This is a genomic window from Bacillus sp. GS3m_15504 (genome assembly GCF_055825275.1).
In genome coordinates this window covers 189,447-204,593 of record NZ_JBVVNL010000004.1, presented here as the reverse complement: position 1 = coordinate 204,593, position 15,147 = coordinate 189,447, and the positions used below count along the sequence as shown (strand labels likewise).

Genomic DNA, 15,147 nt, shown 5'->3' with positions numbered 1-15,147 from the left:
AGATTTCCCATAGCGTAAGCTAGTAAGATCCCTGAAAGATGATCAGGTTGATAGGTTCGAGGTGGAAGCATGGTGACATGTGGAGCTGACGAATACTAATAGATCGAGGACTTAACCATATAATATGTAGCAATGTTATCTAGTTTTGAGAGAACATAAAAAACTTGTTGACTTTTAAAGTGAATAAGTTATAATAATGATTGTCTCAAAAGAATAATGTCTGGTAATGATGGCAGAGAGGTCACACCCGTTCCCATACCGAACACGGAAGTTAAGCTCTCTAGCGCCGATGGTAGTTGGGACCTTGTCCCTGTGAGAGTAGGACGTTGCCAGGCAATATTATTCCGCAGTAGCTCAGCGGTAGAGCTATCGGCTGTTAACCGATCGGTCGTAGGTTCGATTCCTACCTGCGGAGCCATTGGAGAGCTGTCCGAGTTGGCCGAAGGAGCACGATTGGAAATCGTGTATACGTCACAAGCGTATCAAGGGTTCGAATCCCTTGCTCTCCGCCATAGGATTTATAATATTTGGCCCGTTGGTCAAGTGGTTAAGACACCGCCCTTTCACGGCGGTAACACGGGTTCGAATCCCGTACGGGTCACCACTTTTGGAGGATTAGCTCAGCTGGGAGAGCACCTGCCTTACAAGCAGGGGGTCGGCGGTTCGATCCCGTCATCCTCCACCATATAAACTATATGAATAATATTATCGCGGGGTGGAGCAGCACGGTAGCTCGTCGGGCTCATAACCCGAAGGTCGCAGGTTCAAATCCTGTCCCCGCAACCAAATGGTCCCGTGGTGTAGTGGTTAACATGCCTGCCTGTCACGCAGGAGATCGCCGGTTCGACCCCGGTCGGGACCGCCATTTTAATAAGGCTCGGTAGCTCAGTCGGTAGAGCAGAGGACTGAAAATCCTCGTGTCGGCGGTTCGATTCCGTCCCGAGCCACCATTTACTTTAATAAAATACGCCGGCTTAGCTCAATTGGTAGAGCAACTGACTTGTAATCAGTAGGTTGGGGGTTCAAGTCCTCTAGCCGGCACCATGTAAGTTTCGGAGGGGTAGCGAAGTGGCTAAACGCGGCGGACTGTAAATCCGCTCCTTCGGGTTCGGCAGTTCGAATCTGCCCCCCTCCACCATTTACATAGGGGCATAGTTTAAAGGTAGAACTGAGGTCTCCAAAACCTCCAGTGTGGGTTCGATTCCTACTGCCCCTGCCAAATATATTTACACAACATGGCGGTTGTGGCGAAGTGGTTAACGCACCGGATTGTGGCTCCGGCATTCGTGGGTTCGATTCCCATCAGTCGCCCCATTTTTATTTTAAAAATTATAAATAATCTAATGGATACTTACATATAATTAAGTAAGAATTCGATGGGCTATAGCCAAGCGGTAAGGCAACGGACTTTGACTCCGTCATGCGCTGGTTCGAATCCAGCTAGCCCAGCCATTTTTGCGGAAGTAGTTCAGTGGTAGAATACAACCTTGCCAAGGTTGGGGTCGCGGGTTCGAATCCCGTCTTCCGCTCCAGTAAAATTTTATATGGCGGCATAGCCAAGTGGTAAGGCAGAGGTCTGCAAAACCTTTATCACCGGTTCAAATCCGGTTGCCGCCTTTTCTTTTGTGCCGATGTGGCGGAATTGGCAGACGCGCACGACTCAAAATCGTGTTCCTTCGGGAGTGTCGGTTCGACCCCGACCATCGGTATCACGAACGGCGTAATAAAAGACTCTACACCAAATGTGTAGAGTCTTTTTATGTTTTCATCACACTATAAAATAAGCAAAATGGTGTGTTGGTGAAATGGTTATGAATGATTAAGGTAAACTTATTCATTTAGTACATGCGATACAGTTGGGGCAAACTACAAAGCAATAAAGAGATAAATTTTTATCCCTTTATATAATTTCATTATTTTATAAAGAATCTCTCCAACCTGGTGACATGAAGTTAAATCCGACACCACCAGTAGATATTAGTACATGATCAACGGTTAAGTTTGTAATTTCTAAAAACCTCTTTTTAAACTCTTCTTTGTTGTACTTGTACATAGTTGAGTGACAGGCCCACATGTGCGTTGAAGTACTCAACCAGTCCCCCAATTTCTTTAATTCAGGAAACGACTCAAATTGAATTGGTTCATCTAATTTCATGAATCGCACTTGATAGATAGTTGGATTTAGCTTTTCTCCTATACCTTTAAGCCCATGTGGTTTTTTCTCATTTGAATGTGTCATAATTCTCCCCCTCTATATTCCCTTCAAATTTCTTCCTATTTTAATTATACAACAATAGAAAGGAAGTAAGGGAATATTATGGAAATCGGTATCGGCGAAGTAAAAAATTCTAACAGAAATAGTAGAATTTTTTTGCTAAATTATGTTATATGATTCTAAAATTCGTGATAAATGCAGCAATTCATGTATAATATAACTTGTCGAAAGAACAAAATGATAGTGATTTATATTATGTCTGTAATATGAATCAAAAACGAACTTTTTATATTTCTTTTAAAAATGTGTTGAATACACATGATATTTCATATTAATATTTTTATGTAGATTTAAAACCGGAAAGAGAGTGGAAAGTATGGGTCGTAAATGGAATAATATTAAAGATAAAAAAGCATCAAAAGATGCAAATACTAGCCGTATATACGCGAAATTTGGACGTGAAATTTATGTAGCGGCAAAACAAGGCGAGCCAGATCCGGAATCAAACCAAGCGCTTAGAGTGGTATTAGAACGTGCGAAAACATACAATGTTCCAAGAACAATTATCGATCGTGCAGTTGAAAAAGCAAAAGGTGGTTCAGAAGAAAATTATGACGAGCTTCGTTATGAAGGATTTGGACCAAATGGAGCTATGGTAATTGTAGATACACTTACAAACAACGTAAACCGTACTGCAGCTGATGTACGAGCTGCATTTAGCAAAAACAGTGGTAACATGGGTGTAAACGGTTCTGTAGCTTACATGTTTGATGCGACAGCTGTTATCGGCCTTGAAGGGAAAACATCAGATGAAGTTCTTGAGATTTTAATGGAAGCAGATGTTGATGCACGTGATATTCTTGAAGAAGAAGATGCTGTTATCGTGTATGCTGAACCAGATCAATTCCATGCAGTACAATCTGCTCTTAAAGATGCGGGTGTTGAAGAATTTACAGTTGCTGAATTAACAATGCTTGCACAAAATGATGTAACACTTCCTGAAGATGCACAAGCACAATTTGAAAAAATGGTTGATGCATTAGAAGATTTAGAAGATGTGCAACAAGTTTACCACAACGTAGACTTAGGAGAATAATACTGATAGAAGCCCCTGTTCGTTTAATGAATAGGGGCTTTTTTAATGAAGGTAATTAAGGCAATGAATTTAATAAAGGTATTTTGTTGTAAACAGGGAATATGCTTATAGGGATATATGGAATACTCATTATTGCTAGGAGGCTTACATGTGGAACATAAAACACCAAAGCATATTGTTGCTGTAGCAGGCTATTTAACAAATGAAAAAGATGAAGTGTTATTAGCAAAGGTACACTGGCGAGCTGATACGTGGGAGTTGCCAGGAGGACAGGTAGAAGAAGGGGAAGCACTCGATCAAGCTGTTTGTAGGGAAATAAAAGAGGAAACAGGATTAACGGTGAAGCCTATCGGTATTACAGGAGTTTATTATAATGCTTCCATGAACATTTTAGCTGTCGTTTTTAAAGTAGCATATGTAAGCGGTGAAATAAAAATTCAACATGAAGAAATACAAGAGGCTAAATTTGTTGCTTTAAATGAAGAGAACATAGATGAGTATATAACGCGTCCTCATATGAAATCCAGAACGCTGGATGCGATGAGGTCATCACATTTTATTCCTTATGAAACGTGGGAAGTACAGCCGTATAACTTAATAGGAAGATTGTAAAGAAAAGAGTAGCCGATTTGAGATACAGTCAAATCACTACTCTTTTTTGTATACTGTTTAAGAAAAAGGTCAAAATAATAGTAGTGTTAGTATTGATTTTAAGAACATTTGTTCTGTATAATGTATGATATATTATATACATTTAGATTACTAGATGCTTAAAAGTATATATATTTGTAGATGATATAATGAAAATAGAGCACTTTAATAGAGAAAGTATAATAGCCTTAAGGTGTAACCTGTTATGGGTTTAACATAATCTATATTCAATATTTCAGATGAATAGTAGATAAAAAAGGACTGTGATACAATACTTTTTTATCCCACTATTTGTCGGCTAGCCAGATTGTTGTGGTCTGATTAAAGTTTCAATTTATACCTTACAATGATGTAAGGTACGTGTAAGAGAAATCGATGGGATATTTTTTTACAACAAGGTATTCTTAAAGTAAGAGTTATACGCTGTGTGGAAAAGAGGTGTTTAAGATGAAAGAACGAGTATTATCTAGGGTGAACTATCATCAAAAAGTTGCATTAAATCCAATGACTAAGTTTTTTTATAAAGCCATTATTTTATTATTATTGTTAAGTTTTACGTTATTATTCATTGGAAATGTAATGATCGAGCAAAGTGATATTAGTAAATTACATGTACCGGCTAAGTTAGAGGTGCCAGAATCATTAACACATGCATTTATTGCGACAGAAGATAAAAGGTTTTATCATCATAACGGTTTAGATTATATAGCGATTATTAGGGCGTCTGTTGAGAATATAAAAGCTGGTGGTGTTGTGCAAGGCGGTAGCACAATTACACAACAGTTATCAAAAAATGCTTTTTTAACGAATGAACGTACATTTTCTCGTAAGTGGAAAGAAATTTTTTATACGAAAAAAATTGAACGTACATTTACAAAGGATGAAATTTTAAAATTATATGTAAGTAATATTTATTACGGAGAAGGGGCATGGGGAATTGAAAAAGCAGCAAACCTTTACTTCGGTAAAAAGGTGAGCCAATTAACGTTGGCTGAAAGTGCAATGATGGCTGCTGTAGTAAAGGCACCTGCTTATTACTCACCTGCACAAAATTACGATAAAGCAGTTGAGAGACGAAACGTCGTTTTGAGATTAATGGAGAAAGAAGGCTATATCAATCATGATGAGTATATGCAAGCAGTTAGTGAGAAATTAGTCATTCGTCATGATATAAAAACAGAGCGGTCGATGTTAAATCATGCGCGCGAAAAAGCAGTGAGCTAAGGGAAGTTCCTACATAGGAGCTTCTTTTTTTGAATAAATTGTGACAAATTGTGACACAATATCGTCACAATTGTTGTATTTTTGTAATTTATGTGAGCGTGTTCATTGCGTGACGTGTGTAAGTATTGATATTATGTGTATTGTGTACAATGCTGTATACAGAATATGAATTTAAAGAGGAATGTATATGAAATCATCGAACAAACTCATGGCTCTTGGTATAGTTTTTTCCATTGCAGTATTGATTGTAATTGGGACGATTGTGTATAGCATCATAAATGACAAAAAAGATAAAGGGAATGAGATGTTTGCTTATTCCACACAACAATCTTTAGGGAAAGATGATGCACCAGTTAAGGTAGTTGAATTTGGAGACTTCAAATGTCCTGCTTGTCGTACTTGGGATGTAACAGTATTACCACGATTAAAAGAAGAGTATATCGCTAAAGGTAAAGTGCAGTTATATTTTATTAACTTCCCATTTATCGGAAAAGACTCTGATTTAGGTGCAGCAGCTGGTGAAGCAATTTATAAACAAGATCAAGATTCATTCTGGATTTTCTATGATGAGATTTATCAGAGTCAAAAGAAAGACACGGAAGAATGGATTACAGAAGAATTGCTTCTTAACATTGTGAAAGAAAAACTTCCGAAAATTGATGTAGAACAATTTAAGAAAGATTTACACAGTAAAGAAATAAAAGAAAAAGTACGTAAAGATTCAGATCGTGCTCAAAAATTAAAAGTTCAAGGTGCTCCTTCAGTATATGTGAATGGAAATCTTGCAAATCCTGATTTTGATAGCTTGAAGAAAGCAATTGATAAAGAATTGAAAAAGTGATGAGTCCTCTCATCACTTTTTCGACTTTTTTCGATAAAATTCTTGCTTCCGCTTTTTTTACATGCTATACTACTTTACATAAGTTATTCTAATATCTTATATGTATTTCATATTTGCGGGTGTAGTTTAGTGGTAAAACAAGAGCCTTCCAAGCTCTGGTCGAGAGTTCGATTCTCTTCACCCGCTCCAAATTTTATTAAATATTTTTCTATAAATTGTGATCAACGCAGTGTTTCGTTTCCGAGATAAACGAGGCATTGCGTTTTTTAATGTTTGGAAAACGTAATTGTATGCGAAAATAGAAGTAAAGAATAGTATTCCGAAAGTGAATTGCTAACTAATAGATTGTTACATAAAGGATGGATTCATCTGAGGAGGTGATTAGGAATGGATTTTGAGCAATTAAAGCAAGATGTCATTGCCTATAGTAAAACGATTGGTATAGATAAAATAGGCTTTGCTAGTGCTTCACCATTTGAAGAATTAAAGCAGCGGTTAATCCAGCAGCAACAATTAAATTATCAATCTGGATTTGAAGAGCCTGATATAGAAAAGAGAACGAACCCACAGCTACTATTACCTGGTGCGAAATCAATTATTGCGATTGCATTAGCGTATCCTTCCAAATTAAAAAATGCACCATTAAGTAAGCGCGGAGAACGTCGCGGGATTTTTTGTCGTGCTTCTTGGGGACAAGATTATCATCTTGTTTTAAGAGATCGTTTGCAAAAATTAGAAGCATATTTAATTGAAAAACTTCCAGATATAGAAGTTAAGTCCATGGTTGATACAGGTGAATTAAGTGATCGAGCTGTTTCGGAGCGCGCCGGTATTGGATGGAGCGGTAAGAATTGCTCTATTATTACACCAGAATTTGGTTCGTATGTATATTTAGGAGAAATGATTACAAACGTTCCATTCCCACCAGACCAGCCGATAGAAGATCAATGCGGAAGCTGTACAAAATGTATTGATATTTGCCCTACAGGTGCTTTAATACAAGGAGGACAGTTAGATTCGAAGAAATGTATTGCATTTTTAACACAGACAAAAGGATTCCTACCGGAAGAATATCGCGACAAAATAGGAAATCGTATTTATGGATGTGATACGTGTCAGACAGTTTGTCCGAAAAATAAAGGAATGGATTTTCATAATCATCCTGAGATGGAACCAGATCCTGAGTTAGTTAAGCCGTTATTAACACCGCTCTTAACAATTAGTAATCGTGACTTTAAAGAGAAATATGGAATTATGTCTGGTTCATGGAGAGGTAAAAAACCGCTGCAACGAAATGCAATTTTGGCACTTGCGCATTTTAAAGAGGCATCAGCAATTCCTGATTTAATTGGTGTTATGAAAGATGATCCAAGGCCAGTACTTCGCGGAACAGCAGCATGGGCGCTTGGGAAAATTGGTGGAGATGGCGTGGGCGAAGCCATTGAAAAAGCGATGCAACGTGAGAAAGACGAAGAGGTTCTTCATGAAATGAATCGCGGACTTGAATTGTTAGCGCAGAAAAAAGAGTAGATAATATCTCCCTTTTTCATATTGTAATATGGGAGGGAGACGAAATGGTTGTAAAAATAAATATTGAAAAGCAAGTACAACAATTTTTAGCATATGTAACAGAGAAACGAACAAATGTAGATGGTATTGCTGAAGATTTATTACAAATAGCAAAGAGAAAGAGACTATTGTTTCAAAAGCGTAATGCAGATATAGTGAAAGCAACTGCGGATGTTTCTTTCATGAGACAATTAAATAATAGCAATCATCAAGAAATTGATTATCAAATACATTTTAAATATTTAATTAAGCATAAAGAATTATTTTATATTGAAGAGGAACAATTAAAACGAAGAGTTTGTTTAAATAATAGCCAGGTAATAGGTGATTATGCTATTGAAGCGCCAGAAGCAGTTGGAATGAGTGAGACATTGGAGAGGGAAGTTACAAAAGAGAAATACGGTTCCTATCAGTATAACCGTTTAGAGGCAGTTAAATATGCAGAGCGTTGGTGGGATGATCGAAATCCTGTATATCGTAATTTCCCTGATAATTGTACGAATTTTATTTCTCAATGTCTTCATACTGGAGAAGTACCAATGAATGGATATCCTAATATTCGTAAAGGATGGTGGCAAAGGGAGAATCAATGGAGTTGGAGCTGGGCTGTCGCGCACTCTTTTTATTGGTATTTGTCAGGTGCTACAACAGGGCTTCGAGCAGAAGCAGTAGAAAGACCAGAGGACCTTATTCTTGGTGATGTCATAGCTTATGATTTCGAGGATGATGGTAGGTGGAATCATACGACGATTGTAGTAGCGAAAGACGCAGATGGTATGCCACTTGTAAATGCACATTCAGCGAATAGCCGTCGGCGTTATTGGAACTATGAAGATTCTAGTAAATATACACCACAAATGAAATATAAATTCTTTCATATTATTAATGGGTAGAGATTTTTCGCTCAAGTGGTATAATACGTAGTAGACAAAAAACAGAGGTGAATATCGCGTGGGAGTACATGTTGTTTTATATCAACCAGAAATTCCGGCAAATACGGGAAATATTGCTCGTACTTGTGCAGCAACTGGAACAGAATTACATTTGATTAGACCGCTTGGATTTTCAACGGATGATAAAATGTTAAAGCGTGCAGGATTAGATTATTGGCAGCACGTGAAAATTACGTATTATGATTCAATTGAAGAGTTTTACGAGAAAAATAAAGACGGTGAATTCTTCTATTTAACAAAGTATGGTGAGAAAGCTCATACAGCGTTTGATTATAGCAAACGTGAGAAGGATTACTATTTTGTATTTGGAAGAGAAACAAACGGCTTACCAGCTAATGTAATCGAAGAAAACTTCGATCATTGTTTACGCATTCCAATGACTGATAAAGTGCGTTCATTAAATTTATCTAATACAGCAGCTATTTTAATTTATGAAGCATTCCGTCAACAAAATTATCCAGGATTAGATTTAGAAATTGTTTATTAAAAGTCGCCATATGGCGACTTTTTTTCTAAAAATAAAAATAATATATAATCATACATTTAAAAAAGGGTACATATTCATATAAAATGGGATATATGAATAAAAATAGATTAGACGGGTTGAGATAAATATGAAGGAACAATATAGTAATCAAAATACCTTTTTAAGTATGATAGATATGGATTTAATAAGAAGAGGATTATTACATGCTATTCAAGATTTAGTATTTATTGTGAAAGTTATTGATGATGAAACATTTAAATATATTTATGTAAATAAATTAGGTATGGATTATGCGAAGCTAAGTGAAGAATGTTATGGAAAAACTTTTGCAGAAGTATTACCGGAAGATACGGCGGAAATATTGCAAGTGCAATATGCAAAAGTAGCGAGCGAAGCGAAAGCAAATACCTTTTGTGATGTAGTTAGTTTACCAAAGGGTGAGCTACATTATGAATCTTCACTGAATCCTGTATTTGACGAAGAAGGAGTATGTCAGTTTATTATTTGTATTACAAGGGATATCACAGCTCAAATAGAGGAGAAGATGGAGATAGAGGAAAAACAAATGCTGTTTAAGTCATTACTAGAATATAATAATGACTCCATCATATCTATAGATTCTATAGGAAGAATTACATATGCAAATCCAGCAACGTATGAAATATTTGGATACCGATTTGAAGAATTAAATAATAAGTTTATTTTTGAATTTATTAATAAAGAATATGAAAAAGATTTTCAAATTATATTTAAAGAAGCCATGCAAGGAAGAGCAAAGCAAATTGTTTCAAAGAAATATGTTCATAAAGAAGGGTACGAGCTCTATATTTCCTTGAGAACTATCCCGATTATTGTAAATGGTGAAATTGTTGGAGTATATATTGTTACAAGGGATGTTACAAAGCAAGTATTAAATGAAATGAGAACGGAATATTTAGCTTATTATGATCAGCTAACAGGATTAATGAATAGAATTTCATGTACAAATAAGTTAAATGATTTTTTAAATGAGAAGGTAGCTTTTGCGTTTATCTTTATAGATTTAGATGAATTTCACCTTATTAATGATACGTTTGGTCATAAAGAAGGAGATAAAGTGTTACAAAAAGTTACAGAATGTTTAAGCAGTTTTCAAATACCCGATATGCACTTATTTAGAGAACACGATGATCAATTTGTTATGTTAATAGAAAATATAACGAAAGAACGTGTAGAAGTATTTGCAAAAAGCATACAAAAAAAGATTAGTGAACATTTTGTAATCGAAGAAGAGGACGTGTATTTAAGTGCGTCAATTGGAATTGTAATGGCCCCAACAGATGGAGAAGATGAAAAAATATTATTTCAAAGAGTTGATGCTGCTTTGGAAAAAGCAAAAGAAAAAGGAAAAGGGCATTATCATTTTTATGGCAATGGATTAGATTGTGAGCGTGAAAAAAGATTTATAATAGAAAACCAATTACATCGTGCTATAGAAAAAAATGAATTCTTCTTATATTATCAGCCGCAAATGAATATTGAAACGAAAAAAATAGCTAGTATGGAGGCTTTAATAAGGTGGGAGAATAAAGAATTAGGATTTGTCTCTCCCAATCAATTTATTCCGCTAGCAGAAAGAACAGGATTTATTATTAAGCTTGATGAATGGGTAATAAATGAAGTGTGTCGGCAAATACGTGAATGGTTAAATAAAGGATATGAAGTTGTCCCGATTGCAGTTAATATTTCAGCCAGGCATTTTCGCTCTATTACATTAATAGAGATGATTACCCGAGCTTTACATAAGTATAATGTATCAGCTCATTTATTAGCAATAGAGGTTACAGAAGGAGCACTTATACATAAAGATATATCGAAAAGAGTATTGCTACAATTAAAAGAACAAAATTTAAAGATTCATTTAGATGATTTTGGGACAGGGTATTCATCTTTAAGTTATTTAAAAACGTATCCAATTGATACTTTGAAGATTGATCGTTCTTTTATGGAAGGTATACATGTAGATGAACGAGATACGAATATTACGGCTGCAATTATTCATTTAGCTCATACGTTAGAATTAGATGTAATTGCAGAAGGGGTAGAAAAGGCGGAACAAATACAATTTTTGAAGGAAAAGAATGTGAAGTTTGTACAAGGTTATTATTATAGCCGCCCTTTATCAAAATATGATGTGGAAAATGTGTATTATAAATAATTGATAAAAAGTGATGTGCTAAGAAGCACATCACTTTTTATGTGTACCGGGTTTATCATTGTAACCAGATGTAAAAATAGCTGTAAGAAATGTGAGTGATACACCTAAAATTAATAATAATTTCATACTAATATCCCTCCTGTTTTTTCAGTTTAAGAATCTGAAATATGAATCGAAATGTATGTAAGGTTCTTAGAAGAAAAGAATTTATTTAAAATGAATAGCGGTGTAAAAACTTTAATACCTATATTATACAGAATTTTCTTTGAATTTTGGAGAGAATTTTATAGCACTACTGTATATTTCATTTTGATTTAAAGAATGTTTGAGGACATCCTAGCATACCTTTTATAATAATCCGATTGAACAAGGAGATGGGGGAGGAGCTATAATGGATATTCTAAAAAAAATTGAACAGCATCGAGAAGCAGAAGAACGCTTACAATGGGAAGGTACGTTTGCGGAGTATTTGGAGCTTGTGAAGGAAAGACCATGGGTGGCTCAAACAGCACACTCTCGCATTTACAATATGATAAAAGATGCTGGAATTGAAGAAGTAGATGGTAGAAGAAAGTATAACTTCTTTAGTAATCAGCTATTTGGTTTAGAGGATGCTTTAGAACGTCTTGTAGAGGAATATTTTCATCCGTCTGCAAAACGATTAGATGTTAGAAAACGTATTTTATTATTAATGGGTCCTGTTAGTGGAGGGAAATCAACATTAGTTACGATGTTGAAACGAGGATTAGAAACATATTCAAGAACAGATCGCGGAGCAATTTTTGCAATTAAAGGATGCCCAATGCATGAAGATCCACTTCATTTAATTCCGCATCATTTACGAGATGATTTCTTTGATGAGTATGGAGTAAGAATTGAAGGGAATTTATCACCACTCAATGTGATGCGTTTAGAACAAGAATATGGTTCAAGAATTGAGGATGTAGTTGTAGAGCGTATTTTCTTCTCGGAAGATCGCCGTACAGGGATTGGTACGTTTAGCCCGTCTGATCCTAAATCACAAGATATTGCCGATTTAACAGGTAGTCTGGACTTTTCAACAATCGCAGAATATGGTTCAGAATCAGATCCACGAGCGTATCGATTCGATGGAGAATTAAATAAGGCAAACCGTGGGATGATGGAGTTCCAAGAGATGTTAAAATGTGATGAGAAATTTTTGTGGCATTTATTATCGCTTACGCAAGAAGGGAATTTCAAAGCAGGAAGATTTGCGCTTATTTCAGCAGATGAATTAATCGTAGCGCATACGAACGAAACGGAGTATCGTTCTTTCATAGCAAATAAGAAAAATGAAGCATTACATTCGCGTATTATCGTAATGCCGGTCCCATACAATTTACGGGTTAGTGAGGAAGAACATATTTATGAAAAAATGATTCGTGAAAGTGACGTGTCCGATGTGCACATTGCACCGCATACACTTCGGGTTGCAGCAATGTTTACGATTTTAACTAGATTAAAAGATCCGAAGCGTCCAGATATTGATTTAATTAAAAAGATGCGTTTGTATGATGGAGAAACGGTAGAAGGTTATAATGCGATTGATGTAGAGGAGTTGCAACGCGAATATCAAGATGAGGGTATGAAAGGTATTGATCCTCGTTACGTTATTAACCGCATTTCTTCTACAATTATTCGAAAAGAGGTACCATCTATTAACGCATTAGATGTGCTTAGATCTTTAAAAGATGGGTTGGATCAGCATCCATCGATTAGTAATGAAGACCGAGAGCGTTATATGAATTTCATCTCATTAGCGAGAAAAGAATACGATGAAATTGCTAAAAAAGAAGTACAAAAAGCATTTGTTTATTCGTACGAAGAATCCGCTAAGACACTTATGGATAATTACTTAGATAATGTTGAAGCGTACTGCAATAAGTCGAAATTACGTGATCCGTTAACAGGTGAAGAAATGAGCCCGGATGAAAAGTTAATGCGCTCAATTGAAGAGCAAATTGGAATCTCAGAAAATGCTAAAAAAGCATTCCGGGAAGAAATATTAATTCGCATCTCTGCTTATGCACGTAAAGGGAAACGCTTCGATTATAATTCGCACGAACGTCTTCGTGAAGCGATTCAGAAGAAGCTATTTGCTGATTTAAAAGATATAGTGAAAATTACAACATCAACGAAAACACCAGACGAGAACCAGTTGAAGAAAATCAATGATGTTGTTGCACGTTTAATTGATGAGCACGGCTATAATTCTTCTTCAGCAAATGAATTATTACGCTATGTAGGTAGCCTGCTAAATCGATAGTTTGATAACAAAACGCTGTCTCTTGTATTTTGCGGGACAGCGTTTTATTATCCGTTCATATGTGTAAAGTGTCATACCTTGTCCAAATACAATAAATTAAGATGCAATTTTATGAATTTATTGTCAATTATTTTTACAATATGCATATGATAGAGTAACCAACCATTCATACGAAAAAAGCCAACACAATACAATATGTTGCAAAGTGAAAATGTGTGCAACAATGCATTGTGTTTCTTTCTTATCGACGGTTAAATGTCATTTCTATTATGTGAGTGGCAAAATTTTGTTTAGGATGCTCGGAGTATTATATGAAAAACGTTATATATGTTTATGGGATGATTTTCGATGGGCAGTTACCTTTCATTCTAGCTGGCACAGTATAAAACAAAATTTCAAGATTGCTGTTCATATAGGAAGACAATTACAGTAAGGAGGGAAAGAAATGGGTGAAGAAAACCAACCAAATTATACGATTTCACAGGAAAACTGGTCCCTCCATCGCAAAGGATATGACGACCAACAACGCCATCAAGAAAAAGTACAAGAGGCAATTAAGAATAATTTACCCGATCTTGTAACAGAAGAAAGCATTGTTATGTCTAATGGTAAGGATGTTGTAAAAATACCGATTCGTTCTTTAGATGAATATAAGATTAGGTACAATTATGATAAAAACAAACACGTTGGGCAAGGAAATGGTGACAGCAAAGTTGGTGATGTCGTTGCGAGAGATGGATCAGGTGGTCAAAAGCAAAAAGGACCAGGAAAAGGGCAAGGAGCAGGAGATGCGGCTGGGGAAGATTATTATGAAGCTGAAGTCTCTATTTTAGAATTAGAGCAAGCATTTTTCAAAGAATTAGAATTACCTAATTTAAAGAGAAAAGAAATGGATGAAAACCGGATTGAACATGTTGAATTTAATGATATTAGAAAAACAGGATTATGGGGCAACATCGATAAGAAAAGAACGATGATATCCGCATATAAACGAAATGCGATGCGTGGTAAAGCATCTTTCCACCCAATTCATCAAGAAGATTTAAAGTTCCGCACTTGGAATGAAGTATTAAAGCCAGATTCAAAAGCTGTTGTATTAGCGATGATGGATACAAGTGGATCGATGGGAATATGGGAAAAATATATGGCACGGAGCTTCTTTTTCTGGATGACGAGATTTCTACGCACAAAGTATGAAACAGTAGATATTGAATTTATTGCCCATCATACGGAGGCAAAAGTAGTTCCGGAGGAAGAGTTTTTCTCAAAAGGAGAAAGCGGGGGAACAATTTGTTCTTCTGTATACAAAAAAGCACTCGAGCTAATTGATAATAAATACTCACCAGACCGCTATAATATTTATCCATTCCATTTTTCAGACGGTGATAATTTAACATCAGATAATGCTAGATGTGTAAAACTTGTTGAAGAGTTAATGAAGAAGTGTAACATGTTTGGATATGGGGAAGTGAATCAGTACAACCGCCATAGTACACTTATGTCAGCCTATAAAAATATTAAAGATGAGAATTTCAGATATTATATTTTAAAGCAAAAAGCAGATGTATTCCATGCGATGAAGAGCTTCTTTAGAGAAGAATCAGGAGAGAAAATGGCATAACCTCTT

Annotated in this window: 11 protein-coding genes, 16 tRNA genes and 2 rRNA genes; 28 read left to right on the top strand and 1 reads right to left on the bottom strand. The window is 35.8% G+C overall.

The annotated features are described in order from the left end of the window. From AC0L0O_RS25090 to AC0L0O_RS25010, 17 genes are all read left to right on the top strand, one after another. A 23S ribosomal RNA gene (locus tag AC0L0O_RS25090) occupies nt 1-119 on the top strand; the annotation flags it as partial. A gap of 100 nt (nt 120-219) precedes the next feature. Continuing rightward, nucleotides 220-335 (top strand): 5S ribosomal RNA (gene rrf / locus AC0L0O_RS25085). Between the two features lie 8 nt (nt 336-343). Continuing rightward, nucleotides 344-418, top strand: a tRNA-Asn gene (locus AC0L0O_RS25080). A gap of 2 nt (nt 419-420) precedes the next feature. Next, nucleotides 421-512, top strand: a tRNA-Ser gene (locus tag AC0L0O_RS25075). Between the two features lie 17 nt (nt 513-529). Further along, a tRNA-Glu gene (locus tag AC0L0O_RS25070) sits at nt 530-604 on the top strand. Nucleotides 605-609: 5 nt separating this feature from the next. Further along, nucleotides 610-685: transfer RNA gene (locus tag AC0L0O_RS25065), tRNA-Val, on the top strand. A gap of 24 nt (nt 686-709) precedes the next feature. Beyond that, nucleotides 710-786, top strand: a tRNA-Met gene (locus AC0L0O_RS25060). A gap of 3 nt (nt 787-789) precedes the next feature. After that, a tRNA-Asp gene (locus tag AC0L0O_RS25055) sits at nt 790-865 on the top strand. 9 nt (nt 866-874) lie between these two features. Further along, nucleotides 875-950, top strand: a tRNA-Phe gene (locus AC0L0O_RS25050). An 18-nt stretch (nt 951-968) separates the two neighbouring features. Then, nucleotides 969-1,044: transfer RNA gene (locus AC0L0O_RS25045), tRNA-Thr, on the top strand. 10 nt (nt 1,045-1,054) lie between these two features. Continuing rightward, a tRNA-Tyr gene (locus tag AC0L0O_RS25040) sits at nt 1,055-1,138 on the top strand. A 7-nt stretch (nt 1,139-1,145) separates the two neighbouring features. Next, nucleotides 1,146-1,219: transfer RNA gene (locus AC0L0O_RS25035), tRNA-Trp, on the top strand. 19 nt (nt 1,220-1,238) lie between these two features. Continuing rightward, a tRNA-His gene (locus AC0L0O_RS25030) sits at nt 1,239-1,314 on the top strand. 63 nt (nt 1,315-1,377) lie between these two features. Then, nucleotides 1,378-1,452: transfer RNA gene (locus tag AC0L0O_RS25025), tRNA-Gln, on the top strand. A gap of 5 nt (nt 1,453-1,457) precedes the next feature. Beyond that, nucleotides 1,458-1,532 (top strand) — tRNA-Gly (locus tag AC0L0O_RS25020). Nucleotides 1,533-1,546: 14 nt separating this feature from the next. Next, nucleotides 1,547-1,617 (top strand) — tRNA-Cys (locus AC0L0O_RS25015). Nucleotides 1,618-1,627: 10 nt separating this feature from the next. Further along, nucleotides 1,628-1,709: transfer RNA gene (locus AC0L0O_RS25010), tRNA-Leu, on the top strand. A 209-nt stretch (nt 1,710-1,918) separates the two neighbouring features. Here the strand turns inward: AC0L0O_RS25010 and AC0L0O_RS25005 are convergent. Continuing rightward, entirely contained in the window at nt 1,919-2,239 is a 321-nt protein-coding gene (locus AC0L0O_RS25005; protein WP_000149822.1) for a DUF3884 family protein, read from the bottom strand. A gap of 352 nt (nt 2,240-2,591) precedes the next feature. Here AC0L0O_RS25005 and AC0L0O_RS25000 point away from each other — a divergent pair, with 352 nt between their 5' ends. From AC0L0O_RS25000 to yhbH, 11 genes are all read left to right on the top strand, one after another. After that, nucleotides 2,592-3,311, top strand: a complete 720-nt coding sequence (locus tag AC0L0O_RS25000; RefSeq protein ID WP_000532948.1) for a YebC/PmpR family DNA-binding transcriptional regulator — start codon at nt 2,592-2,594, stop codon at nt 3,309-3,311. Nucleotides 3,312-3,461: 150 nt separating this feature from the next. Continuing rightward, nucleotides 3,462-3,923, top strand: coding sequence for an NUDIX hydrolase (locus AC0L0O_RS24995; RefSeq protein WP_000400446.1), 462 nt, complete (start codon nt 3,462-3,464; stop codon nt 3,921-3,923). A 486-nt stretch (nt 3,924-4,409) separates the two neighbouring features. Further along, nucleotides 4,410-5,186 (top strand): transglycosylase domain-containing protein, encoded by a 777-nt coding sequence (locus AC0L0O_RS24990; protein WP_000664707.1) that lies wholly within the window; start codon nt 4,410-4,412, stop codon nt 5,184-5,186. A 187-nt stretch (nt 5,187-5,373) separates the two neighbouring features. Further along, complete coding sequence (locus AC0L0O_RS24985; protein WP_000842723.1) at nt 5,374-6,027, top strand: DsbA family protein; 654 nt, start codon at nt 5,374-5,376, stop codon at nt 6,025-6,027. A 115-nt stretch (nt 6,028-6,142) separates the two neighbouring features. Next, nucleotides 6,143-6,216: transfer RNA gene (locus AC0L0O_RS24980), tRNA-Gly, on the top strand. Between the two features lie 198 nt (nt 6,217-6,414). Next, the gene (gene queG / locus AC0L0O_RS24975; RefSeq protein WP_000345218.1) at nt 6,415-7,557 is read left to right on the top strand and encodes a tRNA epoxyqueuosine(34) reductase QueG; all 1,143 of its coding nucleotides are present in this window, start codon (nt 6,415-6,417) and stop codon (nt 7,555-7,557) included. A gap of 44 nt (nt 7,558-7,601) precedes the next feature. Further along, entirely contained in the window at nt 7,602-8,489 is an 888-nt protein-coding gene (locus AC0L0O_RS24970; RefSeq protein WP_000260551.1) for an amidase domain-containing protein, read from the top strand. 58 nt (nt 8,490-8,547) lie between these two features. After that, complete coding sequence (gene trmL / locus AC0L0O_RS24965; RefSeq protein ID WP_000538147.1) at nt 8,548-9,036, top strand: tRNA (uridine(34)/cytosine(34)/5-carboxymethylaminomethyluridine(34)-2'-O)-methyltransferase TrmL; 489 nt, start codon at nt 8,548-8,550, stop codon at nt 9,034-9,036. A 127-nt stretch (nt 9,037-9,163) separates the two neighbouring features. Beyond that, nucleotides 9,164-11,233: a sensor domain-containing protein gene (locus tag AC0L0O_RS24960; protein ID WP_428889469.1), complete on the top strand. Its 2,070-nt coding sequence runs from the start codon at nt 9,164-9,166 to the stop codon at nt 11,231-11,233. Between the two features lie 391 nt (nt 11,234-11,624). After that, nucleotides 11,625-13,520, top strand: a complete 1,896-nt coding sequence (locus AC0L0O_RS24955; RefSeq protein ID WP_000353280.1) for a PrkA family serine protein kinase — start codon at nt 11,625-11,627, stop codon at nt 13,518-13,520. 445 nt (nt 13,521-13,965) lie between these two features. Continuing rightward, complete coding sequence (gene yhbH / locus AC0L0O_RS24950; RefSeq protein WP_000503513.1) at nt 13,966-15,141, top strand: sporulation protein YhbH; 1,176 nt, start codon at nt 13,966-13,968, stop codon at nt 15,139-15,141. The last annotated feature ends 6 nt before the right edge of the window (nt 15,142-15,147 follow it).